Origin of the sequence: Gottfriedia sp. S16(2024) (assembly GCF_050473765.1) — a bacterium.
GTDB lineage: Bacteria > Bacillota > Bacilli > Bacillales > Bacillaceae_G > Gottfriedia.
The window spans coordinates 4,806,754-4,829,938 of the sequence record NZ_JBFLUO010000001.1 but is presented as its reverse complement, the minus strand read 5'-3'; the positions used below and the strand labels follow the sequence as shown (position 1 = coordinate 4,829,938).

Sequence of the window (23,185 nt, the reverse complement as noted above, 5' to 3'; positions counted from 1 at the left end):
ATTTTTTTATGTGAAAAAAGGGGAGGAAAACCGTGAAAAATAACATGGTTACAATCACGATTGACGGGAAAGAAGTAATCGCAGAGCAAGGTTCTACAATCTTACAAATCATTAATCATAATGAAATTAGTCATCCGCAAATTTGTTATGTTCCTGAAGTCGATCCAATTCAAACTTGTGATACTTGTATTGTCGAAATTAATGGAGAGCTAAAACGCTCATGTTCGACTGTTGCAATGAGCGGAATGAATATTCAATTGACTTCACCAAAAGCGAAGGAAGCTCAAACTGAAGCAATGGATCGTTTATTAGAAAATCATTTATTATATTGCACAGTTTGTGATAATAACAATGGAAATTGTAAGTTACATAATACAGTTGAGGAAATGGGGATTGAACACCAAAAGTATCCTTATCAGCCAAAGGTTGCTTCTTGTGAAGTAGACTTAACACATCCATTTTACCGATATGATCCAAATCAATGTATTGCATGTGGACAGTGTGTGGAAGTATGTCAAAATCTTCAAGTAAATGAGACGTTATCGATTGATTGGGAAGCTGAGCGTCCACGTGTCATTTGGGATAAAGGTGTTTCGATTAATGATTCTTCATGTGTAAGTTGTGGACAATGTGTAACAATTTGTCCTTGTAATGCATTAATGGAAAAGTCAATGCTTGGTGAAGCTGGTTTTATGACTGGATTAAATGACGAATTACTTGATCCGATGATCGATTTAGTAAAAAAAGTAGAGCCAGGATATAGTGGTATTTTCGCAGTTTCAGAAGTTGAAGCAGCAATGCGAGAAACACGTACGAAAAAGACAAAAACAGTTTGTACATTCTGTGGTGTTGGATGTACATTCGAGGTTTGGACGAAGGATCGTAAAATCTTAAAAATTCAACCTAGCTCTGATGCACCAGTTAATGCAATTTCAACTTGTGTAAAAGGTAAATTTGGTTGGGATTTTGTAAATTCCAAAGAGCGAATTACAAAGCCGTTAATTCGAAAAAATGGCGTATTTGTTGAAGCGAGCTGGAATGAAGCTCTTGATTTAGTTGCAAGTAAACTTGGTTCCATTAAACAAGAATATGGTAAAGGCTCTGTAGGTTTTATTTCATCTTCGAAAATTACGAATGAAGAAAACTATTTAATTCAGAAGTTGGCACGACAAGTATTCGAAACAAATAATGTTGATAATTGCTCACGTTACTGTCAATCACCAGCAACAGATGGATTATTCCGCACAGTTGGTATGGGTGGAGATGCAGGTACAATAAAGGATATCGCAAAAGCTGGACTAGTTATCATCGTCGGTGCGAATCCTGCAGAAGGTCATCCTGTACTAGCGACAAGAGTTAAGCGAGCACATAAACTACATGGACAAAAACTAATTGTTGCTGATCTTCGTAAAAACGAAATGGCAGAACGCTCTGACATCTTTATTAGACCAAAACAAGGTACAGACCAAGTATGGCTTTATGCTGTAACCAAATATATCATTGACCAAGGCTGGCATGACTTAAAATTCATCTATGAGAATGTTCATTTCTTTGAAGATTTTAAAGTGGTTCTTGAGAAATATACGCTTGAATATGCCGAAAGTGTAACTGGAATTTCAAAGGAAACGTTAATTCAAATAGCTGAAATGATTCATGAAGCAGATGGCACTTGTATTTTATGGGGCATGGGCGTGACGCAAAACACTGGTGGCTCTGATACATCTGCTGCGATCTCGAACTTACTGCTTGCAACAGGAAACTATAGACGCCCTGGTGCTGGCGCTTATCCGCTACGTGGTCACAATAATGTACAAGGTGCTTGTGATATGGGTACGCTTCCTGGCTGGCTTCCTGGTTACCAACATGTAACGGATGACATGGCCCGCATGAAGTTTGAAAAAGCGTGGGGCGTTGAAATCGGAGGAAAACCTGGTCTAGATAATATCCAAATGCTTCATTCAATCGAAAAAGGCGAAATGAAAGCTATGTACTTAGTTGGTGAAGATATGGCGCTTGTCGATTGTAACGCAAACCATGTAGATGAAGTTTTATCAGATTTGGACTTCTTTGTTGTACAAGATCTCTTCTTCTCAAAAACAGCGCAATATGCAGATGTTATTTTACCTGCAGCACCATCACTAGAAAAAGAAGGAACATTTACAAATACTGAGCGCCGCGTACAAAGATTATATCAAGCATTACCAACTCTTGGTGAATCGAAGGCTGACTGGTGGATTGTCCAAGAAATTGCAAACCGATTAGGTGCAAATTGGAACTATCAACATCCAAGTGAAATATTCGCTGAAATGGCAAGCTTAGCGCCACTATTCTCACAAGCTAGTTACGAAGTGATGGAAGGCTGGGATAGTTTCCTTTGGGGAAGTTTAGACGGAGCAAGTACGCCACTGCTTTATAAGGATGGTTTTAATTTCCCTGATAAAAAAGCGAGATTTGCTTTAGCTGAGTGGATGGAACCTGTCCGGTTTCCTGAAGAGTTTGACCTATTAATTAATAATGGTCGTATGCTTGAACATTTCCATGAAGGGAATATGACGAATAAATCATACGGTATCCAATTAAAAGTACCTGAGATTTTTGTAGAGGTTTCACCAGAGCTTGCGAATGAACGTGGCATTAAAGATGGCTCACTAGTTCGATTAGTATCGCCGTATGGAGCGCTGAAATTACCAGCACTAGTTACGGACCGAGTTCAAAAAAATGAGTTGTTCTTACCGATGAATTCAACAAATAAAGAATCTGCCATCAATTTCTTAACAGGTCCAGCTAAAGATCACCGTACAAATACACCGGCTTATAAACAAACGAAAGTACGGATGGAAGTATTACGTGTAGAAGGTGAAAGTCCGTTGCCAAAATCGAACCCACGTAATAAAAAGCGAAATCCTCAAAATGGAGTTGAGGTTCAGCGTAAATGGGAACGAAAAGGATACGTCCACTTAACGACAAAATAAAGGGTGAAAAAGATGGCACAACCAATCACGACGATTCAAAAATACGAACCAACTAAAGAAGAGCAAAACCAACAGAAACTAGAGGATTTGAAGCTTTTATTAGCAGAAAATGAAGATTCCTTAAATAAAATTTTAAAAATCGTTTCTGAATTAAATGATACTGGTGTCCTTGAAGCTGCAAATTCAATGCTACAATCTAAAGAGAAAATTACAAAAATCGCTTTAGGACAAATGAACCGCGAGCCAGTAACGAATATCATCAATAACATTATGGGAGCTGCTGGAGCACTTTCAAGTGTAGACCCAGAGTTAACAACAAAGCTAATCAATTCCGTAACAAAAGGAATCGATGAAGGAAATAAGCATCTTGAAAAGGATGATAAAGTCGGAATTTTTGATTTAGTAAAAGTTTTAAAAGATCCCGATGTAAATCGTGCCGTTGGTTTTGGTATTAATTTTCTAAAAGGTATGGGAAAAGGTCTAAAAGAATAATAGAAAAAACAATTTGTATTTAATAGAAAAGAGATTAATAATAAGAGATGAACCCTTTAATGAAAAAGCGAATTAAAAGGTTTATCTCTTAATGAATATTTTCCTAAATAAACACGATATGAAAAATAGTTCAGGAAGAAGGGAATCTTTAACGATGCTATCAACTGAAGTGAGAAGAAGAATTCTCCGCTTTGAAAATGGTGAAACAAACTATATTGAAGACAGCGTTGTCACAGAATTTCCCGTCACGGTAAAAATCAATGGACAAGAATTTGTTACGATGGTCAGTACTCCAGAATATATCGAGGATATGGTCGTAGGATTTTTAGCATCCGAAGGGGTTATCCGAAAATTCGAGGATATTGAAAACATATGGTTTCAAGAAAAAGAAGGCTTTGTCCATGTAAAAACAAAGAATATTAACCCATATTATAAAGATATTCAGAGTAAAAGATATATTACATCATGCTGTGGAATGAGTAGACAAGGGTTTGTTTTTGTAAATGATGCATTAACTGCAAAAAAAATGAAAGAAGTAAATGTTCAACTATCATTTCAGGATTGTTTTCGATTAATGAATGAAATGCAACAGTCCGCATTTTTATTTCATGAAACAGGCGGAGTGCATAATGCTGCTTTATGTGATATAAATGGGATTGTTTTGAATAGAATGGATATTGGTAGGCATAATGCATTAGATAAAATTTATGGATATTGTCTTAAAAATAATATTCGTATTTCAGATAAAATAATTGTTTTTAGTGGGCGATTATCTTCTGAAATTTTACTAAAAGTAGCTAAAATTGGTTGTGAAGTCATTCTAACTAAATCAGCTCCAACAGAATTAGCTCTTCAATTAGCTGAAGAATTAGGTATTACGACTGTTGGATTTATTCGAAATCAGTCACTTAATGTATATACTCATTCGAAGCGTATTGTGAAATAGAAACAAAAACAGATCATTTATGAAATAAAAAGAAGTGAGGCAATGGTTATGAAAAATGTTGCATTGGATAAACATCATCGACCTTTACAGGATTTACGTATATCTGTTACCGATCGCTGCAATTTTCGTTGCCGTTATTGTATGCCGGAAGAAATTTTTGGTCAGGATTATTCTTTTTTATCACAAGATAAAATTCTATCCTTTGATGAAATTGAAAGATTAACGCGTATTTTTGTATCTTTAGGGGTTAGAAAAATTAGAATTACAGGTGGAGAACCTTTATTACGTAAAAATCTACCTAAACTGATTGAACGATTAAATAAAATAGATGGTGTGGAAGATATCGCTTTAACAACAAACGGTACTTTACTTAAAAAGTTTGCTAAAGATTTATATGAAGCTGGTTTAAGAAGAGTGACCGTAAGCATAGACTCTTTAAATGAAGAACGATTTTCTTTTATGACTGGTAATCGAGGAAATGTACAGTCTGTGCTTGAAGGGATACAAGCTGCTTCTGACATCGGAATGAAGGTTAAAATCAATATGGTTGTTCAAAAAGGCAAGAATGAACAAGATATTATTCCGATGGCACAATATTTTAAAGAGAAAAAACATATTCTTCGTTTTATTGAGTATATGGATGTTGGAAATTATAACGGCTGGAGGCTCGAAGAAGTAGTAGGAAAACAAACAATCATCGATCTGATCAATGAAGTCATGCCTTTAGAATTTACAGAAGCTAATTATGTAGGAGAAGTTGCGAATCGATATCGTTACAAAGATAGTGATGATGAAGTTGGCATTATTTCATCAGTGACCGATTCATTTTGTTCGACTTGCACAAGGGCACGTATATCTGCAGAAGGAAAATTATATACATGTTTATTTGCAACGAAAGGTTATGATCTAAAAGAATTGGTAAGGTCTAACCAAGATGATGAACAAATTAAAGAAACGATTCTTTCGATATGGAGTAACCGAACTGATCGGTATTCAGATGAACGATTAAGTAATACGAAAAAAATGAATGATAAATCATCACATAAAATTGAAATGTCACATATAGGTGGTTAATCATTACCAATAATAAAAGGTTTGGAGTTTATGCAAGTTCTGTATAATACACTAACCAAAAATTAGAAAGTGATGATTGGTATCTCTGTTCGTTTAGCAGAGAAATTAAGCAGCATTCAGAACTCCTTATATGATGAGGATTTCTTAATGCTGCTTTATTTATTAGAGAGAAAACAAGAAAAGCAGAAAAATTGGTGAGGATACCCGGAGAAAACTTTTTATCTCTTTCGCTAGGTCCTGCTCTTTAATGGAGGATATCTTATGTCAGAACGTTATTCACGTCAGCAGCTTTTTACTCCGATCGGTGAAAAGGGACAAGAATTAATTAGAAGGAAACATGTTTTAATTGTTGGAGCAGGTGCGTTAGGAAGTGCGAGCGCGGAGGCACTTGTTAGAGCTGGAATCGGAAAGTTAACTTTAATTGACCGAGATTATGTTGAAATGAGTAACCTGCAAAGGCAACAGCTTTATACCGAAGAAGATGCATTTGAGAAATTGCCGAAAGTGATTGCCGCTAAAGGGCGTCTCCAAAAAATAAATTCAGATGTAAGCATCAATGCGCTAGTAATGGATGCAAGTGCAGATAATATGGAAGTCCATTTGAAGGACACTGATGTTATGATTGATGCAACAGATAATTTTGATATTCGTTTTATCATAAATGATTTATCACAGAAATATGAAATTCCGTGGGTTTATGGCTCTTGTGTTGGGAGCTTTGGTATGTGTTGTACGATTCTACCTAGTAAAACGCCTTGTTTAAACTGTATATTAAAAAGTTTACCAGTACCTGGTGTGACATGTGACACAGCAGGAGTCATTAGTCCTACGGTACAATTAGTGGCGGCATATCAGGTTGCTGAAGTATTAAAACTATTAGTTGAGGATTATTCAGCGGTTAATCCAAAATTCCTTACATTTGATTTATGGAATAATCAACATTTCTCCTTTAAAGTGAACAAACTCAAATCAGATGATTGTCCTTCATGTGGAACAAATAGGACGTATCCTTATTTATCCTTTGAAAATCAAACGAAAACAAGTACACTTTGTGGGCGAAATACGGTTCAAATCAGACCTTCAATGACTAAAAATTACGACTTTAATGAACTAGAAAATCAACTAAAACAACATGGGAAAGTTCAACGAAATCCTTATTTGATCTCTTGTCAGATAGAAGATTATCGATTTGTTGTTTTTCAAGACGGTAGGGTTTTTGTTCATGGCACAAATGATATACAGGAAGCAAAAAAACTATATTATCGTTTATTAGGTTAATAGAGAGAGGATGAATAGAATGGTTGAAAAACGAGTACCACTACCAATCGAAGAAGCAGTTCGTAAAGTGATGGATTTTGCCAAACACGGATCACAAGAAATGGTATCAATCGATTTAGCATATGGACGAGTATTAGCCGATGATCTAAAAGCTGATCAGGATATACCTGCTTTTGACCGCTCTCCATATGATGGTTTTGCGATTCGGGCTGAAGATACTATTCTTACAAGCAATGAAAATCCAACAATCTTTGAAGTAGTTGGAGAAATCGGAGCTGGTTCAGTTTTTCCAAATGAAGTAGCGCCATTGCAGGCCGTTCGTATTATGACAGGAGCACAAATACCTCAAGGTTGTTCAGCCGTTGTCATGCTTGAATTAGCGAAAGAGATTAAAACGGAAGGTAAAACCTTTATTGAAATTAAACGTTCCTATCAAAAAGGCGATAATATTTCATTCCAAGGGGAAGAAACGCATAAAGATGATATTCTTGTCAAAAAGGGAACTGAAATCAACCCAGGAGTGATTGCATTACTTGCTACATTTGGATATAGTCAAGTTCCGGTAGCGAAAAAGCCAGTTATCGGAGTCATTGCGACAGGAAGTGAGCTTTTAGAGGTCGATGAACCGCTCGAACCTGGGAAAATTCGCAATAGTAACTCTTATATGGTTCTCGCTCAAATTCATAAAGCAGGTGCAATCCCTAAATATTTAGGGAAGTTTAGCGATGATTTAGATACTTGTTTTTCAGAAGTTCAAAATGCCTTAGAGCAAGTGGATATTCTAATTACTACCGGTGGTGTATCTGTTGGTGATTATGACTATTTACCAGATATTTACGCAAGATTAGGAGCTACGGTATTATTTAATAAAATTGCAATGCGTCCAGGAAGTGTAACAACAGTAGCGCATTTTGAAAATAAATTATTATTTGGTTTATCTGGTAATCCATCCGCTTGTTTTGTTGGATTTGAGCTATTTGTCAGACCGATTATTCAAACTTGTTTATTTAACGAAACACCACATTTAAAAAGAGTAAGTGCAATTTTAGGAGAAAACTTTCCAAAACCAAATCCATTTACAAGATTTGTAAGAGGTAAAATTGTTTATCATGAAGGTCAATTAACAGCAATTCCAGCAGGTTTTGATAAGTCCAGCGCCGTATCTTCACTAGCTTATACGGATGCTTTTATTGTTTTACCTGGAGGAACTAGAAAATATGAAAAAGGTATGTCGGTCGATTTATTATTATTAGAAGACCATGAAGGAAGTAAATGGCCTTGGTATGATTTCATACCTGCATATAAGTAAATAAATAGAACTCTATTAATTTAAGAAAAGCGAAGTGGTTTACTTGGAACAAACATTATTTCAGATTGTCGATACACCGATTGTTGTAGAGGAAGTTTCAGATAAAGTAAAAAGTAGAAATGCAGGAGCAATTACTGTATTTATTGGTACAGTTCGAGAGTTAACAAAAGGAAAAAAGACTTTGTCGCTAGAGTATCAAGCATATGAATCAATGGCCGTAAAAAAACTTGCCCAAATTGGTGATGAAATCCACGGGAAATGGCCAGAAGCAATTGTTGCGATTACTCATAGAGTAGGTAGATTAGAGATTAGCGATATTGCCGTTGTGATTGCAGTATCTTCTCCGCACCGTAAAGTGGCTTATGAAGCAAATGAATACGCAATCGAACGAATTAAACAAATTGTTCCGATTTGGAAAAAAGAGTTTTGGGAAGATGGTACGATGTGGATCGGTGACCAATTGGAAAATACACCATACCAAGAAGGAAAACCAAGTGTGGAGGAATCAAGATGATTAAAGTTTTATTATTTGCTCATTTACGTGAGAAAGCCGGAACGGATGAATTAACTGTGTCCGATAAAGATGGAATAAACGTAAAAGAGTTAAAAGACTGGCTTATGAGTAACTATGATTTACCACAACTGAATCAGATTATGACTGCTATAAATGAAGAATTTGTAACAGATGAAGAAATTGTAAATGATGGAGATACTGTCGCATTTATTCCACCAGTAAGTGGGGGCTGATGGAATTCATAAAGCTTGAAAGTAGGTAGAATGATGCATAAACATAATGAAAAAGCGATTGTTCACGCAGCGGTTTTAACAGTTAGTGATACTAGAACTGTTGAAAATGACGAGAGCGGTAAACTAATTAAAGCTTTATTAGACGAGCAAAACCATATCGTCCAAGATTATAAAATCATAAAAGATGAAATAGCATTGATCGATTCGATTGTTAGATCATGGAGCGAAGATGAAATGATTCAAGTTATGATCATAACTGGTGGTACTGGTTTTACGAGAAGAGATGTTACATATGAAGCAATTTCAAAAATGCTCGATAAAGAAATGCAAGGATTTGGTGAAGTGTTCCGTTCATTAAGTTATACAGAAATCGGTCCAAAGGCTATGTTTAGTAGAGCAATCGCAGGTAGCTTTCATGATAAAGCAATCTACGTAATTCCAGGTTCAAAGAACGCCGTAAATCTAGCAATGACAAAACTAATTTTACCGACATGCCAACATTTTGTTGAAGAATTAAATAGACAATGAATATAGCTGGCGTCGTTTTAGCAGGTGGTAAGTCATCCCGTTATGGTAAACCAAAAATGTTTGAAACGTATAAAGACAAATTATTGTATGAATATAGTGTAGAAGCCTTAAAGGAAAATTCGATTTCACCGATTATCATTTCAACGAACGAAAAACTAGTTCCGTATTTTAATAAAAATGATCTAGACTTTGTCATTGAAGGAGAAGCCAAAGAATACCAAGGACCTCTGTATGCGATGTACAATGCATTTTCCAACATACCGAATAAAGATTGGTACTTTGTCCTAGCCTGTGACACACCTTTCATTAAAGCTGAATTTGTAAAAAATATGATCGAAAGGGCAGCAAATACGAATGTTGATGCTATCGTCCCAATACAATCCGATAAACTTCAACCGTTATTTGCGCTCTATCATCGAAATTGCATCGAAAAAATGAAAGAGATTTTAGATAAAAACAATCGAAAAGTTCAGTTGTTATTCAGGGCAGTGAATGTAATGACTGTCCAATTTTCAAGTGACGATATCATCTTTAAGAATATAAATAGTCCGAATGACTGGATTTAATTGATCAAATTTAAGACTTACCTGGAGGGACACCCATGAGTGAATTTTCACATTGGAATGAAGAAGGAAGACCTAAAATGGTCGATATATCAGAAAAAGAAATTACTACAAGAGTGGCAATTGCGCAAAGTACAATTTCGATTTCAACGGAATTATATGAAGCAATTCAAAATGGATTAATTAAAAAAGGTGATCCACTAAATGTTGCACAAATTGCTGGAATTATGGGAGCTAAAAAAACTTCTGACATTATTCCAATGTGTCACCCAATCGCACTTTCAGGAACTGACTTTACATTCGAATATGTAGAGGCACCTAATGGATATGATTTAATCATACGTGCGACAGTGAAATGTAGTGGAAAAACTGGAGTTGAAATGGAGGCACTTACAGCTGTATGTATCGCTGGCCTTACATTTTACGATATGTGCAAAGCCGTTGATAAAAGTATGGTCATAAAAGAAACGTTTTTAGTTCAAAAACAAGGTGGTAAAAGCGGCGACTTTTTCCATAAATAAGATTGGAACATAAGCTTAATTGATTAGTAGCTTCTACTATCTAATCAATTAAGTTTTCCAATTTTTTATCAAACACAAAAACTGAAATCGCAAGATCCTCTTCAACTTTCATATCCGAGAAAAGATTGATAAACTTAGCATCAACGATTTCTTCTAACTTAACTGGATGATTTTTTGCATAAACGTCTTGAATCATCTTAGTTCTAGCATTATGTACGATATCACGCCCTTCATTAGTTTGAGCGATAAATAGCTCAGTAGGTGTAAGATTTCCATACAAAGTTGAAACAGCCATATTTTCAACAAAAACAGTATGGATTCTTTCAGGGCCTTTACCAAATAATTCTTTACGCAGTTTTCGTATATAGTCATTAAATTCATGGATGACTTTAGACATTACATATACCCCTTAACTTAATTTTCGTTTTTCTTATCATAAAACAATGATCAGAAAATTTAAAGAAAAAAACTTTTAGTGAACATCTTCTAAAGACTTTACTGAATTAAAATTAAAGAAAGTAAAAGTAAACGAAAATAGTCATCTAAATAAACTGCTCCACCATCAATACAAGAATCTATTAAAGTGATTTTTGTATTAATGGTGTTTTTTCAGTAGGCTCCTTATAATAAAGGTATTTAATAAAAAGGAAATGAGAGCGATGAAAAAGAACTATTCCATTTTGCAAATAGTAGGCTTTCAAAATAGTGGGAAAACAACACTTACTGAAAAGCTCATTAAACAGGTCAATCACCAAGGATTATTAGCTGCTACTATAAAACATCATGGTCATGGCGGTCCGCCTGATTTAGAAATAGATCGTAAAGATAGTAGTCGTCACTTGGATGCTGGAGCTATCGTTTCTAGTGTTGAAGGTGATGGGGTCTTGCAATTAAGAACAAATTTTATCAATTGGGATTTAAAGAAAACAATTGAATTATATCGCTTTTTCTCTACTGATATTATTTTAATTGAAGGTTATAAAAGGGAAAGTTATCCAAAAGTAGTATTAATAAGAAGTGAGGATGATCTAAATTTACTCGATTCATTAACGAATATTATTTGTGTGATCAGCCATTTTGAGATTGAAGAGGGTAGATTGAAAGATTATCAATATTTCCACCTTTGTGATGAAGAAAATTATTTAGATTTTTTGATGAATGAATTGTCAAAAGGTAATTTCATATAAGATTAAAAAATAGATGAAAATAAGGTTGATTTTGAAATGAGGAATTTAATTGTTTGAAGAGTTTTTAATTCCCCTTAAGATTTCACTTAAAGTTACGATTGTGGCAGGAGTTATCGTTATTATATTAGGAACTATAGCTGGAAGAATTCTCTCTATGAAATCATTTAAAGGTAAAACACTTCTAGAAACAATCTTAATGTTACCTTTAGTTCTTCCTCCTACAGTTGTAGGATTTTTACTATTAGTCATTTTCGGAAGACAAAGCTTTGTTGGTAAAATGATCGAATGGTTATTTAAACAGCCAATTGTTTTTACTTGGTGGGCCGCTGTAATTGCATCAATTGTTGTAGCATTTCCGCTTATGTATCAATCTGCAAAAACTGGATTTCAAGGTGTAGACAATGAGATTGAAGAGGCAGCTCGAGTTTGTGGAGCAAGTGAATGGAATGTTTTTTTCTTGATTTCAATACCACTTTCATTAAAAGCCATTATGTCAGGAAGTATATTAAGCGTTGCAAGAGTACTAGGTGAGTTCGGTGCTACACTTATGTTTGCAGGAAATATACCAGGAAAAACACAAACCGTTCCGACCGCAATTTATTTAGCAATTGATGCTGGAAATATGAAAATGGCTTGGTTATGGGTGCTTTCAATGGTCTTAATTTCTTTTATTATGCTATTAGTTGTACAAGTGAAACAAAAATGATTTTTTAGATTTGTATTATCATTAAATAGTATATAATGCTGTATGTAGGGTATTTTACCTTTTTATTCCAAAATTTTAGTATACATAAAATAAAACCCAGTTTTAAAATTAGAAACTTAAAAAAGTGAGGGTGGAAAGTATGGAAAATAAAGTTGAGTTAATTAATCTTGCAGTAGGATTACCGAGTAAAATGGAATACGGCGAAAACAAAGAAATGATAACGGGAATTTGTAAAGAAGGAATAGAAGAAGTTTACTTATCAAAAGAAGGGTTTAAAGGTGATGGCGTAGCTGACTTAAAACATCACGGTGGACCAGATCGAGCTGTATGTGTGTATCCATATGAACACTACGCACTTTGGGAAAAAGAGTTTAATATAAATTTACCACTTTCAGCATTCGGAGAAAATATTACGGTCACAAATATGGTAGAAAAAGACGTATGCATTGGTGATGTCTACCAAATTGGGGATGCAATTATACAAATTACACAAAGTAGAATACCTTGTGACACAATTACAAGGAGAACGAATGTAGCTCTTAAGAGAATCGTAGAAACCGGTTTTACAGGCTACCTATGCCGTGTATTAAAAGAGGGAGCAATCAGAAAAGATTCGAAAATAGAATTAATCGAAACTCAAAAAAATGAAGTTTCGGTTCTTTATTGCAACGAGATTTATTTCCATAATCCAAAAAATGTTGAAGGAATAAAAGCGATATTGGAAGTTCCTGAGTTAGCTGAGGATTGGAGAAATCGATTAAATAAGCGTTTGGAAAGTTTAGTTTAATATTTTATTATAATTGGAAGTCGCTTGCGTTGGAGCGGCTTCTTTTTATATTAAAATGCTTTTTTTAATTATGCTCTGTTAAAGTAGATTGTTGATTTTCTTATTCAAGTAAATGACAGGATAGTTGAATAAGAATTGCATTGTTTGTATCTAGAATGAATTTAATTTCAGTGGTAAAATTAACATATAATGGAAATTATTTAAGAGGTGAATGTGATGTTAAATGTTTTAAAGACCTTGATTTTGATTAATCGTAGTCAAACTACTACAAATAAACCCTCAATTTAAAGGAGACTGTTCATGACAAAAGGAGATAAACAAAGGGAAATTCAATCAAAATATAGAAGAATTATGCGTGAAAAGAAAGAAGTACCTGAAAAAAAAGGAATTTTCTTTATCATCCTACTGATGGTTTTACTTATTTGTAACCCTCTATTCAAAGGTTTTTAAAATTGTTATATCAAGTGTAAAATGTGAATGCTTATTCAACTAAAGCAGTTCATTGGTTGAACAACCCAAAGCTGCTTCTGTGGCTTTTTTCTTATTCAAGTAAATGGCAGATTAATTCAATAAGGAATTTGCAAACATATAGTTAAAAATGGAAAAATATGTTAATGTTAGTAGTATCATCTTAGGAAAATCTTATTAGTGAATATAATAAATTGAGTAACTAAGGGAGAATAAAAATGAAAAAAATTCTTTTGTTTTCAGTAAGTTTTATCCTATTATTTGTTGCTTTAAATGTATTCTTAGGTATGCTTTTAACGGTATTTTATCAGCCTGATATAGCTAATCAATGGAGTGATATTTCAAAATTGCCACATGAGGTTGTTTTTGTGGAAAGTTCTTCTGTATCTCCATTCATTATTACAATGTTATCAGTTATTATCGCATTTGTTATACAAAACCGTTTTGCTAAAGCTAATTAAAATATAATTGAATTAACTAACTAACTAATGCAATAGTTGAAGATCAAGCTGCAAATTTGTGGCTTTTTTTATTGAAGTAAATGGCAGTTTAGTTGAACAAGGGAATTAATAATTTATTGTCGAATAATAGTAAGTTAAATATAGATTTTTAGAATATTGAATATACTTATAGTTCATAAAAGAATTACTTAAAGGAGATGAGTTTTTATTAGAAAAAAAATACTTTCATCATTCAGCATATTAATACTAATAATCATAAATTTAACAGGATGTAACACAGTCAAAGGAAGTACCAATGAGAATCAAACTTCAAAGGTAAATAAGGCAGTAGTCTCTACAAATGATTTAGCAGATGGTTATATAATAGAACAATTAGACATTGAAGAAATAGAGTTTCCTTTATTAAAAAAGGAATTGCAAATAATAAAAGAAATGGTGTTTATGCAATTCATGACAAAGGGGGAAAAGAATTATATTTTTTCTTTAACGGAATTGACATGAATTATTCGAATATTAAATTCGGGTTGGATGAACATAAATTAACAATTTCATATAACTCAAAAGCAGATAAAGGTTTAAGAATACAATCATTGTTTGTTTTTAAATCGAAAATAAATATTGATGCAAATTTAACTATTAGTTTAAAAAATAACGGACAAGAAACAGTCTTTGACAATGTAAGGTAATATTTAAAATGATAAAAGCACATCAATTCATTGAGTGCTTTCAATGTTTTAAAACTAAACCTTATGCAACTAACGCACTGCTATAGTTGCATAAGCGTTCCAAAAAGTTGTCTAATAGACAGCATCTTTTTTAGTTCAAATATCAACATTTTAAGTTAACAGAGCCTTGAATTAAAAAAGAATGCCTAATTAGACATTCTTAGGGGATTCTTAATTTGATAAATTTAAGTACGTAACTTTCTACTTTTTGAACTTACAAGTTCCACCATCTGTCACTACGACGACCATTATTATCGCGTCTTTCATTGTCGCAACGATCTACTGCGCGACAGAATTCTTCTTGATTAACCGTGATTTTCGCATTAAATGTAACCTCGTTATTTCTTCTATTATTTCTATTATTATTTCTTTCGTCATTTCTATTATTATTTCTTTCGTTATTACAATTGCAACTCATTATAACACTACCTTTTCCTTTAATTTAATCTCGATATCTTATGATTGGACAAGCAAAATGATATGGACAAGTGTTTGATTTTAATAAAAATATGATGCAATTCCATGGATTTATTTAGCATTGGAAAAAACGGCTAAATAGGGGTTTGGGGTTTAATTTTAAATATACGAAAAAGGAAGTCGCTCAAGAGAGGGCTTCTTTTTTTTGTACATGAAAAGAGTCTTCTTTTTATATAGCTTTCATAAATATATATGGATTAAAAAATATATTTCGTCCAATAAATCATGTGAAATTAATCGCATGATTTTCTTTAAAAATGTTTCTATATACAAAAAAAGTAAGGCGAGCTTCTAACTACTTTAAATAATGTAAGGTTTAATTAGTTTATTTTAATTGGAGGTAATGGCGAATGTTAGGTGCAATCGAAGCAGGTGGAACAAAGTTTGTTTGTGCAATAGGAGATGAAAATGGCAATTTAATTGAGCGTATTCAATTTCCAACAACTGTGCCAGAAGAAACGATTTCACAAGTAATCGAATTTTTTAAGAACTATCCCATAGAAGCAATTGGTATTGGATCATTTGGGCCGATCGATGTGAACGAAGCGAGCTCTACTTACGGATCGATTACATCAACTCCTAAAATGGCTTGGCAAGGCTTTCCTTTTGTACAAGCTATAAAGCAGCATTTTTCTGTTCCAATTGGTTTTAATACGGATGTAAATGCTGCTGCCCTAGGTGAAGCTACCTTTGGTGCAGCAAAAGGGTTAGATAGCTGTTTATATATAACAATTGGTACAGGTATAGGAGCTGGAGCTGTCGTAAATGGTCATTTACTTCAAGGCATCACACACCCTGAAATGGGACATATATTAGTGAGACGTCATCCGAATGATGAGTTTGTAGGGAACTGTCCATACCATCGTGATTGCTTAGAAGGCTTAGCATCAGGACCTGCAATTGAAGCGCGATGGGGGGAAATAGGTTCAAATCTAATCAATCGAAAAGAGGTTTGGGATTTAGAAGGATATTACATTGCCCAAGCACTTATGCAATACATATTAATTCTTTCGCCTAAGAAAATCATTCTTGGTGGAGGCGTAATGAGTCAAATGCAAGTTTTTGAAAGTGTTTACAAATATTTAAATGAGCTAGTTTGTGATTATGTTAGTTTACCAGAGTTGAATGAGTATATTGTACCACCTGGTTTAGGTAATAACTCTGGAATTATTGGTGCTCTCATGCTTGCCCAAAATGCATTAAATAAAAATGCACTAGTTTAAATAGCATATAGGAGGAAATTAGCATGCAACCTTTATTTTTAAAACCAGTATTTAAAGAACGAATTTGGGGTGGGACAGCTTTAAAATCAGATTTTAACTATAACATACCAAATGAAAATACAGGTGAATGCTGGGCAATCTCAGCTCATCCTAATGGGGCGTCAATTATTGAAAATGGCCCATTTGCAGGTATTGCATTAAATGAATTATGGAAAAAGCAACCGGAATTATTTGGTCATCCAAAGGAAGAAGTTTTCCCACTATTAACGAAAATATTAGATGCTAATATGGATTTATCTGTTCAAGTACATCCTGAAGATTCTTATGCAAAAGTTAATGAAAATGGTGATCTCGGAAAAACAGAATGCTGGTATATTCTTGACTGTAAAGAAGACGCACATATGATATTTGGCCATAATGCCAAAACAAAAGAAGAACTAATTAGCCAAATTAAAGAAGGTGAATGGTCAGATTTACTTCGCCGAGTAAAGATTAAGCCAGGTGATTTTTTCTATGTCCCAAGTGGAACCATTCATGCATTATGTGAAGGAACTCTCGTATTAGAAACACAACAAAGCTCTGATACAACTTATCGGGTATACGATTATGATCGAAAAGACCATGAAGGAAATTTAAGAGAGCTTCATTTAAATAAAGCAATCGATGTAACAACAGTTCCTCATCAAGAAACAGAAGTGGAATTAAAGTCGGAAGAAAAAGAAAATATAAAGATTAATACATTTGTAGATTCGGAATTTTTCACTGTATATAAATGGGATGTTACTGGAAAAGCTTATTTAACCTATAATGATCAATATTTACTTTTAAGTGTAATAAACGGTAAAGGAAAACTGATCCATAGCGGAGAAGAATATACTTTATCAAAAGGCTCGAACTTCATTATTCCTGTTGGATTTGGGGAATTTGTTTTAGATGGAGATTGTGAAATAATTGTTTCGCATACTTAAGAATTAAGGCATTCCATCAGAAGGTTTTCAGACTGAATGCAAGCGCTTGCTTTGTGAGGTAAATGAGTACCGCAGGCAGAAAAGAAAGCGGGCGTTTGTTAACAAAATAAAGGCAGCCTAATAGCTGCCTGCCTTTGCCTTTTAAAATTCAACTTCACTAGTAGTTTTAGGATCAGCTAACCAGCGCAATGTCTGATTATGGTGCTTAATAATTTGCTCAGCCGTAAGCTCATCTGAATTCCATGTACTATGAGCATCCGTTACAAGTGTAACCTCATAGCCATTTCCAAAGGCGTTTCTAGTCGTTGTATCAACACAGATTTCTGTTTGAATTCCCGCCATTACTAAATGATTAATTTCCTGCTTTGTCAGCTCTTCTTTTAAACTCGTCTTAAAAAAAGAGTCTGGTGTTGTTTTATGTATAATGATATCTCCATCAATTGGAGCAATATCTGACTGAATTTCCCAACCAGGTGTACCGTATTCAAGTGGAGAACCTTCTTCGGAATGTTGTATATAAAATATTGGCGTATTCGTAGCCCTTGCTTTATCGATCAATTTGTTTAGATTATTTAATAACGTTTCCCCGTTATATACGGGATTAGATTCGGAGAACATAAAAGCCTGCACATCAATTACTAAAAGAGCTGTATTTCTCATTTATAAATCTCCCCTTTGAAAAATGGATATTTTTTACACCTTATAGTAGAAAATATATCATTATTAACAGTAGAGGAGAAGGGTATTTTCAGAAAATTTCTGCTTGTTGTAATTATAAACTATTTTCCGGACAGTTGGATACCGTGCCAACTGCTTACATCACATTGGCCAAATTCATCACTACCTGCAGCAACAACCGTGCCATCTGATTTAAGTCCGAGAGTATGTGTGCAACCCGCCGAAATCGCTACAATATCGAACCAGTCACTTACATTACATTGGTCATGCCTATTCAAACCTGTACCAATAACAGAGCCGTCTGATTTTAGTCCAATCGTATGATTACTACCCGCCGAAATCGCTACAATGTCTTGCCATTCGCTTACATCGCATTGACCATCTTTATTCAATCCCACAGCAACAACCGTGCCGTTCGATTTAAGCCCGACGGTATGAAGATAACCCGCTGAAACCGCCACAATATCATGCCAGCCAGTTACTTTACATTGACCATACCGATTGTTACCTACAGTTGTAACTGTGCCATCCGGTTTCAGTCCGACAGTATGCCAATCACCAGCCGCAATCGCCACTATGTTGTGCCAATCACTTACATTGCACTGACCATCGTTGTTTCGACCTACAGCAATAACCGTGCCATCTGATTTAAGCCCGACTGATCGACGCCAACCAGCCGCAATCGCCACAATATCAAACCAGCCACTAACATTGCATTGTTCATGCTTATTCCATCCGACAGCCACAACAGTTCCGTCTGATTTAAGCCCAATGGTATGAGAATTACCTGTGTGAGCGTTACCCGCTGCAACCGCCACAATTTCGCGCCAATCGTTTACTTCTAGTTTGCCATATTGATCATCACCTACAGCTGTAACAGTACCATCTAATTTAAGCCCGACGGTATGACGATAACCAGCTGCTATAGGAGCTTTAGGCCATGTTTTTACTTTTAACTCTGCTTCGTTCGGGGAAGTATGATCCATGTTTTTATCACTCCAATTACTAACAGGATTTAAATCGTAATTCTGACTAAAATCTTTAGATTTAATCATAACTTCTAATCTACAATCTTTAGCCCCATCAATGATGCAAATTGAATGGCTTGATTTGATGAAACTTTACAGCCGTTTAAATTACTAATTGAAACTGTTAATTCATTAAAAGTAGAACTACTAATATCGATACCTTTGAGTGATGTTTGTTCGAAATTTGCTCCATCAATATCACATCTATTAAAATCAACTTTCTTGAATTTACAATCATAAAAATCAGTACTTTTTAGAACAGAGTCACGAAAAATTACTTTTTCTAATTTTGAATCTCCGAAAAGTGACAAATTTAAAACTGAATTTTCAAACTGTACATTTCCAATGCTAGATTCCGTAAAATTTGCGCCTAATAATTTACAATTTTTAAAGACAACTTTGTGGATGGAAGAATTTCTCATATTGCAATTTGATAAATCACAGTCTTCAAAATATACATCAGTCATACTGATATTTTTAAAATCTGTATTAGTGAATTTACAATTCTTGATAACCGCTTTATATAAATATACTCGATCTACAACTTCATTTTCAAAAACAGAGCCAGAGATCTCACACATTCCTAATTCTGGGTCCTCTTCATAAAAAATGTCATAAAAATTTCTAGCTATTAATTCTTTGGGGATAGTAGGTGTATCGATTTTCATAGTGATTCCTCTCTTTAAATAAAAATTCATTAGATTTGCTACTCATTACTATAAAGAACTTTGAGTTTTAAAAAAAGACTTTTAATTTTTTTTAGTCTGTGTCCAAAACCGCTTGTTTTTTTCTCTGTAATTTAAGAAGAGAGTATCATTTCGATTTTGAAAAGCTATTAATCTAAATCTATTAAAACTTCCATATTTATATTAGGATACTTGTCCAATCTACTTCTATTATTTTGAATAAATTATATTAAAATATCAGGAGGTGATTTTATGCATTCAATTCGTCCAGTTGCAAATGCTAGTGTAAATCAAAGACAAGGATCTTTTAATAGATTAGAGAATGCACAAGCAGAGATTCAAAGATTAGTAATTCGTGATGCACACAACATTACAGTTGCTCAGACTGAAGCTCAAGCTTTAGTTTTAGTACAACTTTCTCTAAGTGCTGCAATTGAAGCTGTAATTCTTATTTTTGGTGATGATCCAAGAATTAGTCAACTTCAAAAAGTTGCTCAGTCCTTAGAAAACCTTCAATTACAATCACAATCTGTTTTCATTGAAAAAGCAGATGGAATTGTAGTCACACAAACTGAACTGCAATTTGAAGCTGTCATTCAAGCTGCAATTGCATTATTAGCACAAGTAGTAGCAAAACTCGGCTAATAAAATTTGGAGAAGAAAAGGACAAGCGTATTAAGTCCTAACCTCATATTCAAATAATTTATTAAAAGATTTTTTGCTAGGGTTGATGACTTTTTTTGAAGTTAATGGTGGTCTTCCGTCTTCAAAGAAAGTTAACCTGATTTTGATTTTAATACCATCTATTTTTATCAATCCGACAAAAATAGATGGTATTTTAGTGTTCATCTATCATTAATTATTAAAAATAAAACAAAAGTATCGCTTCACGCTATATACTCTTTGTTTTAAAATAGTAGAAATAATAAAAATTTTAATAAGGGGTAAGGTAGATGGATATTACAACAACTGAAGTAAACGGACAACTAATTGCAATCGCCAATGCAGATTCAGTAATACTTATTGATGAACAAAGTGCTTTAGATCTGATTATGACAATAAGTTATGATCATAAAAGTAATCGTATAGCACTTAACAAAGAGGCGATTTCAGAAGATTTTTTCAATCTTAGTACGAAACTTGCTGGTGCGGTGCTTCAAAAGTTCGTTAACTACAATATTAAGTTTGCGATTATAGGTGACTTTTCTAGTTATACAAGTAAAGCTCTAAAAGATTTCATTTATGAGTGTAATAAAGGGAATAATGTATCTTTTGTTTCATCAGAACAAGAAGCAATTGATAAATTATCTAAAGCAAAATAATCACTACTTTTGACAAAAGATAAAATGATCATCGTTATTCCAAACGTGGAGATGATCCGCACGGTATCCGCGAAGCCATAGTACACCATTAATCCGTCTAATGTAAAAACCTTTCGGAAAATCTTCATCTTCAGATAATGCCCCAGATGCAATTGTAATTGAACCGGATGGAGCTTGATGTTGCTTTACAGAATTCCCCATAAAACCTTCTGGTTGATCTAAATATGATAGTCTTATATAAGGTCCTAGCTCAAGAGGGCACAATTCCAAATTTAGTTCCTTTGCTTTTTTATAAATTTGAGGTGTTGTTGCGCCTTCTAAAAATCCAAGATCGCCAACCGTTAGTTCAACCGTTTGAAGGCTGTACTTTGTATTTGATACAGGAAAGTGATCATCTTTTAATAGCATCTCACCATATTCATTCATCGAGATAGAGGATTGTTGTAATTTCTCGATTAATTGGGATTTCGTAAGTCCACCAACATCTACTACTCTAGTAATAAATGGACAATTAGGGAATATTTTTTCTTTTTCAATATGCATTTGTGTTCACTCCTACTACATATTTAATGTGCTTAAAATATTCTATAGTTCTATTTAAATTTCCTTGTTAAACTAAGAGATAATAATAGGTCATGATTTTTTTGATGAACAAATGAGTAAAAATTTATAGATATTGGAGTTGAATGATGATGAAAACAATTGGGCTGATTGGTGGTATGAGTTGGGAGTCTTCATTACTGTATTATCAAATTATGAACGAACGCGTGAAAGAAAAGCTTGGCGGTCATCATTCCGCAAAAAGCTTACTGTATTCAGTCGATTTTCAAGAAATTAAAACGCTCCAGTTTGAGGATCGATGGGATGAGTTAACGAAAATTATGACTGAAGTTGCTAAAAAGCTGGAGAGTAGTGGAGCAGAATGTCTTGTAATTTGTACGAATACAATGCATAAGATGGCAAAGGAAGTTGAAGAATCGGTCAAAATTCCTTTATTACATATTGCTGATGCAACTGCTAAAGAAATTGTAAATAGTGGAATTAAAAAAGTTGCCTTGTTAGGGACTGCATTCACAATGGAGCATGATTTTTATAAAGGAAGATTAATTGAACAGTTTGGTTTAGATGTTATTGTCCCAAATGAAGATGAAAGAAAACTTGTACATAATATTATTTATGAGGAACTTTGTCTTGGAATTGTGAAAGAGGAATCTAAGCAAGTTTATTTGAACATAATCGATCATTTAATTGGACAAGGAGCTGAAGCTGTTATTCTCGGTTGTACTGAAATAACGATGTTAATCTCTCAGGAAAATTGCAGTATTCCTGTCTTTGATACGACAAGAATTCATGCTGAAAGTGCTGTAGATTTTGCTTTAGGTATTAAATAATAAAAGAAACCCACAAGGTATTAAATATTTCCTTGTGGGTTTTTATATTTTACAAACACTGTACTAATTAAAGCGGGGAGTATAGTAATTAACCTTCAATAGGGAAATCGTTGTTTGTTTGAGCAAGTGTTTTCTCTTTCCGAATCATGAATAAATTGAAGACAATATAATAAGCAAACATGATTAGCATTAGCCCATCAGACCATCCAGAAGCCATGCTTTGTAATTTGTTAGTTAAATCATAATTTTGTAATCCATTTAGTTTTTCAATTGAATAAATATCATAAATTCGATAAACCAAGCGACCGAAGAATAGTAGAGTAACAGTACCGCTAATCCAAACATTTGTATGATAGAACCATGCTCCATTTCTATTTTCATAATTTGTTTTAATTGTAGCGAAATAAGCAAGCCCAATGCCAATTAAAATACCAATCACATCTGATGTTAAAATAATTGGTTTTATACCACCTTGAAATAGTATTAATACGCCAATTATAAAGAAGATAATTGTACTTATACGCATTCTCTTCTTATTCAATTGCTGCCATCCGATACTTCTTCGGATTCTTTTAAAGATGCGATAAACTAAAAGTAAAATAATGATTCCGATAAAAATATATTGTTGATTCATTGTTTTTCTCCTTA

The 23,185-nt window shown here is 33.9% G+C and carries 29 protein-coding genes; 22 read left to right on the top strand and 7 right to left on the bottom strand.

Annotated features, from left to right (window positions below):
- Window positions 1-44: 44 nt before the first annotated feature.
- The 11 genes from fdhF (at window position 45) to moaC (ending at window position 10,430) form a co-directional block, all read left to right on the top strand.
- A complete protein-coding gene (gene fdhF, locus AB1282_RS23415; RefSeq protein WP_429901208.1) occupies window positions 45-2,972 on the top strand; it encodes a formate dehydrogenase subunit alpha in 2,928 nt (975 codons plus the stop codon).
- Window positions 2,973-2,984: 12 nt separating this feature from the next.
- The gene (locus tag AB1282_RS23410; protein WP_056467082.1) at window positions 2,985-3,464 is read left to right on the top strand and encodes a DUF1641 domain-containing protein; all 480 of its coding nucleotides are present in this window, start codon (window positions 2,985-2,987) and stop codon (window positions 3,462-3,464) included.
- A gap of 154 nt (window positions 3,465-3,618) precedes the next feature.
- Window positions 3,619-4,410, top strand: coding sequence for a formate dehydrogenase accessory sulfurtransferase FdhD (gene fdhD / locus AB1282_RS23405; RefSeq protein ID WP_429901206.1), 792 nt, complete (start codon window positions 3,619-3,621; stop codon window positions 4,408-4,410).
- A 48-nt stretch (window positions 4,411-4,458) separates the two neighbouring features.
- Window positions 4,459-5,484, top strand: coding sequence for a GTP 3',8-cyclase MoaA (moaA, locus tag AB1282_RS23400; RefSeq protein WP_429900601.1), 1,026 nt, complete (start codon window positions 4,459-4,461; stop codon window positions 5,482-5,484).
- A 261-nt stretch (window positions 5,485-5,745) separates the two neighbouring features.
- The gene (locus AB1282_RS23395; RefSeq protein WP_429900599.1) at window positions 5,746-6,762 is read left to right on the top strand and encodes a molybdopterin-synthase adenylyltransferase MoeB; all 1,017 of its coding nucleotides are present in this window, start codon (window positions 5,746-5,748) and stop codon (window positions 6,760-6,762) included.
- A 19-nt stretch (window positions 6,763-6,781) separates the two neighbouring features.
- Window positions 6,782-8,071, top strand: a complete 1,290-nt coding sequence (locus tag AB1282_RS23390) for a molybdopterin molybdotransferase MoeA (protein ID WP_429900597.1) — start codon at window positions 6,782-6,784, stop codon at window positions 8,069-8,071.
- 43 nt (window positions 8,072-8,114) lie between these two features.
- Window positions 8,115-8,585, top strand: coding sequence for a molybdenum cofactor biosynthesis protein MoaE (locus tag AB1282_RS23385; protein ID WP_056467094.1), 471 nt, complete (start codon window positions 8,115-8,117; stop codon window positions 8,583-8,585).
- Complete coding sequence (gene moaD / locus AB1282_RS23380) at window positions 8,582-8,818, top strand: molybdopterin converting factor subunit 1 (RefSeq protein ID WP_056467097.1); 237 nt, start codon at window positions 8,582-8,584, stop codon at window positions 8,816-8,818. Before AB1282_RS23385 ends, moaD begins: the two co-directional genes overlap by 4 nt.
- Window positions 8,819-8,851: 33 nt before the next feature.
- Window positions 8,852-9,346 carry a MogA/MoaB family molybdenum cofactor biosynthesis protein gene (locus AB1282_RS23375; protein WP_429900595.1) on the top strand — a complete coding sequence of 165 codons (495 nt, stop codon included), beginning with the start codon at window positions 8,852-8,854 and terminating at the stop codon, window positions 9,344-9,346.
- Complete coding sequence (locus AB1282_RS23370; protein WP_429900593.1) at window positions 9,343-9,912, top strand: molybdenum cofactor guanylyltransferase; 570 nt, start codon at window positions 9,343-9,345, stop codon at window positions 9,910-9,912. The genes AB1282_RS23375 and AB1282_RS23370 overlap by 4 nt, the downstream gene beginning before the upstream one ends.
- Window positions 9,913-9,947: 35 nt before the next feature.
- Entirely contained in the window at window positions 9,948-10,430 is a 483-nt protein-coding gene (moaC, locus tag AB1282_RS23365; protein WP_056467105.1) for a cyclic pyranopterin monophosphate synthase MoaC, read from the top strand.
- Window positions 10,431-10,470: 40 nt separating this feature from the next.
- Here moaC and AB1282_RS23360 read toward each other — a convergent pair whose 3' ends face one another.
- Complete coding sequence (locus tag AB1282_RS23360) at window positions 10,471-10,827, bottom strand: DUF2294 domain-containing protein (RefSeq protein WP_056467108.1); 357 nt, start codon at window positions 10,825-10,827, stop codon at window positions 10,471-10,473.
- A 262-nt stretch (window positions 10,828-11,089) separates the two neighbouring features.
- Between AB1282_RS23360 and mobB the strand changes: the two genes are divergently transcribed.
- The 6 genes from mobB (at window position 11,090) to AB1282_RS23330 (ending at window position 14,725) form a co-directional block, all read left to right on the top strand.
- Window positions 11,090-11,617: a molybdopterin-guanine dinucleotide biosynthesis protein B gene (gene mobB / locus AB1282_RS23355; RefSeq protein WP_429900591.1), complete on the top strand. Its 528-nt coding sequence runs from the start codon at window positions 11,090-11,092 to the stop codon at window positions 11,615-11,617.
- Between the two features lie 49 nt (window positions 11,618-11,666).
- A complete protein-coding gene (gene modB, locus AB1282_RS23350; RefSeq protein ID WP_429900589.1) occupies window positions 11,667-12,323 on the top strand; it encodes a molybdate ABC transporter permease subunit in 657 nt (218 codons plus the stop codon).
- Between the two features lie 139 nt (window positions 12,324-12,462).
- Window positions 12,463-13,110, top strand: coding sequence for an MOSC domain-containing protein (locus AB1282_RS23345; RefSeq protein ID WP_429900587.1), 648 nt, complete (start codon window positions 12,463-12,465; stop codon window positions 13,108-13,110).
- Between the two features lie 300 nt (window positions 13,111-13,410).
- Window positions 13,411-13,560 carry a hypothetical protein gene (locus AB1282_RS23340; RefSeq protein ID WP_429900585.1) on the top strand — a complete coding sequence of 50 codons (150 nt, stop codon included), beginning with the start codon at window positions 13,411-13,413 and terminating at the stop codon, window positions 13,558-13,560.
- A gap of 236 nt (window positions 13,561-13,796) precedes the next feature.
- The gene (locus AB1282_RS23335) at window positions 13,797-14,039 is read left to right on the top strand and encodes a hypothetical protein (RefSeq protein ID WP_390311226.1); all 243 of its coding nucleotides are present in this window, start codon (window positions 13,797-13,799) and stop codon (window positions 14,037-14,039) included.
- Between the two features lie 497 nt (window positions 14,040-14,536).
- Complete coding sequence (locus AB1282_RS23330; RefSeq protein ID WP_429900583.1) at window positions 14,537-14,725, top strand: hypothetical protein; 189 nt, start codon at window positions 14,537-14,539, stop codon at window positions 14,723-14,725.
- 253 nt (window positions 14,726-14,978) lie between these two features.
- Here the strand turns inward: AB1282_RS23330 and AB1282_RS23325 are convergent, their stop codons facing one another.
- Window positions 14,979-15,182 (bottom strand): hypothetical protein, encoded by a 204-nt coding sequence (locus tag AB1282_RS23325; protein WP_156339729.1) that lies wholly within the window; start codon window positions 15,180-15,182, stop codon window positions 14,979-14,981.
- A gap of 409 nt (window positions 15,183-15,591) precedes the next feature.
- Here AB1282_RS23325 and AB1282_RS23320 point away from each other — a divergent pair, with 409 nt between their 5' ends.
- A complete protein-coding gene (locus tag AB1282_RS23320; protein ID WP_056474818.1) occupies window positions 15,592-16,464 on the top strand; it encodes an ROK family protein in 873 nt (290 codons plus the stop codon).
- A gap of 23 nt (window positions 16,465-16,487) precedes the next feature.
- The gene (gene manA / locus AB1282_RS23315; RefSeq protein ID WP_429900581.1) at window positions 16,488-17,432 is read left to right on the top strand and encodes a mannose-6-phosphate isomerase, class I; all 945 of its coding nucleotides are present in this window, start codon (window positions 16,488-16,490) and stop codon (window positions 17,430-17,432) included.
- A gap of 141 nt (window positions 17,433-17,573) precedes the next feature.
- On the opposite strand, the gene AB1282_RS23310 is transcribed toward manA, so the two are convergent.
- From AB1282_RS23310 to AB1282_RS23300, 3 genes are all read right to left on the bottom strand, one after another.
- Window positions 17,574-18,092 (bottom strand): cysteine hydrolase family protein, encoded by a 519-nt coding sequence (locus tag AB1282_RS23310; protein WP_429900579.1) that lies wholly within the window; start codon window positions 18,090-18,092, stop codon window positions 17,574-17,576.
- 119 nt (window positions 18,093-18,211) lie between these two features.
- Window positions 18,212-19,096: an RCC1 domain-containing protein gene (locus tag AB1282_RS23305; protein WP_429901205.1), complete on the bottom strand. Its 885-nt coding sequence runs from the start codon at window positions 19,094-19,096 to the stop codon at window positions 18,212-18,214.
- Window positions 19,097-19,170: 74 nt separating this feature from the next.
- On the bottom strand, window positions 19,171-19,806 hold the full coding sequence (locus AB1282_RS23300) for a pentapeptide repeat-containing protein (protein ID WP_390311231.1): 636 nt from the start codon (window positions 19,804-19,806) through the stop codon (window positions 19,171-19,173).
- Window positions 19,807-20,076: 270 nt separating this feature from the next.
- On the opposite strand from AB1282_RS23300, the gene AB1282_RS23295 reads away from it, so the two are divergent.
- Window positions 20,077-20,469, top strand: coding sequence for a spore coat protein (locus AB1282_RS23295; protein WP_056474827.1), 393 nt, complete (start codon window positions 20,077-20,079; stop codon window positions 20,467-20,469).
- Between the two features lie 308 nt (window positions 20,470-20,777).
- The gene (locus tag AB1282_RS23290) at window positions 20,778-21,146 is read left to right on the top strand and encodes a DUF4180 domain-containing protein (RefSeq protein ID WP_429900577.1); all 369 of its coding nucleotides are present in this window, start codon (window positions 20,778-20,780) and stop codon (window positions 21,144-21,146) included.
- A gap of 3 nt (window positions 21,147-21,149) precedes the next feature.
- Here AB1282_RS23290 and AB1282_RS23285 read toward each other — a convergent pair whose 3' ends face one another.
- Window positions 21,150-21,689 carry a helicase gene (locus tag AB1282_RS23285; RefSeq protein WP_429900575.1) on the bottom strand — a complete coding sequence of 180 codons (540 nt, stop codon included), beginning with the start codon at window positions 21,687-21,689 and terminating at the stop codon, window positions 21,150-21,152.
- A 149-nt stretch (window positions 21,690-21,838) separates the two neighbouring features.
- Between AB1282_RS23285 and AB1282_RS23280 the strand changes: the two genes are divergently transcribed.
- Window positions 21,839-22,537: an aspartate/glutamate racemase family protein gene (locus AB1282_RS23280; RefSeq protein WP_429901204.1), complete on the top strand. Its 699-nt coding sequence runs from the start codon at window positions 21,839-21,841 to the stop codon at window positions 22,535-22,537.
- Between the two features lie 88 nt (window positions 22,538-22,625).
- On the opposite strand, the gene AB1282_RS23275 is transcribed toward AB1282_RS23280, so the two are convergent.
- A complete protein-coding gene (locus tag AB1282_RS23275; RefSeq protein ID WP_429900573.1) occupies window positions 22,626-23,171 on the bottom strand; it encodes a hypothetical protein in 546 nt (181 codons plus the stop codon).
- Window positions 23,172-23,185 lie beyond the last annotated feature (14 nt).